Below are 1,048 nucleotides of genomic sequence, written 5' to 3' on the forward strand. Positions count from 1 at the left end.
TCCGCCGGCATCATCGGTCAGGCTGTAGGTGACAGTACCGCCATTGATGTCGGTGGCGCTGGCCGTGATGCCGACGGCGGTGCCGTTGGCGGCACCCTCGACGACGCTGTTGGCGGCATTGTTGCTGTCGGTCGGCGTGGCGGGCGCGGCGTTCGTGACGTTGATGGTGAAGGTCTGGGTGCTGGTGTCGACCCCGTCACTGGCCTGGACCGTGATGGTGTGGCTGGTGGCGGTCTCGAAATCCAGCAGCGTGCCATCGGCGACGGTGACGACGCCGGTTGTGGCATCGATGGCGAAGCGCCCGCCGGCATCGTCGGTCAGGCTGTAGGTGACAGTACCGCCATTGATGTCGGTGGCGCTGGCCGTGATGCCCACGGCGGTGCCGTTGGCGGCACCCTCGACGATGCTGTTGGCGGCACTGTTGCTGTCGGTCGGCGTGGCGGGCGCGGCGTTCGTGACGTTGATGGTGAATGTCTGGGTGCTGGTATCGGTGCCGTCACTGGCCTGGACCGTGATGGAATGGCTGGTGGCCGTCTCGAAATCCAGCAGCGTGCCGTCAGCGACGGTGACGACGCCGGTTGTGGCGTCGATGGCGAAACGTCCGCCGGCATCGTCGGTCAGGCTATAGGTGATGCTGCCGCCATTGATGTCGGTGGCGCTGGCCGTGATGCTGACGGCGGTGCCGTTGGTCGCCCCTTCCACGACGCTGTTGGCGTCATTGTCGCTGTCGGTCGGCGTGCCCGGGGCGACATTGGTGACGTTGATGGTGAAGGTCTGGCTGCTGGTGGCGGTGCCGTCACTGGCCTGGACCGTGATGGAATGGCTGGTGGCGGTCTCGAAATCCAGCAGCGTGCCGTCGGCGACGGTGACGACGCCGGTTGTGGCATCGATGGCGAAACGCCCGCCGGCATCGTCGGTCAGGCTGTAGGTGACGGTGCCGCCATTGACATCGGTGGCGCTGGCCGTGATGCCGACGGCGGTGCCGTTGGCGGCACCCTCGACGACGCTGTTGGCGGCATTGTTGCTGTCGGTCGGGGTAGCCGGGGCA

1 protein-coding gene is annotated in these 1,048 nt (G+C 66.8%); it reads right to left on the reverse strand.

Going from position 1 to position 1,048, the window contains the following annotated elements; all coding sequences use genetic code 11:
* On the reverse strand, positions 1-1,048 hold a 1,048-nt coding region (locus ACM9LZ_RS25860), incomplete at both ends, for a cadherin domain-containing protein (protein ID WP_416622375.1).

This window comes from Niveispirillum fermenti (assembly GCF_048066175.1).
Classification (GTDB): domain Bacteria; phylum Pseudomonadota; class Alphaproteobacteria; order Azospirillales; family Azospirillaceae; genus Niveispirillum; species Niveispirillum fermenti.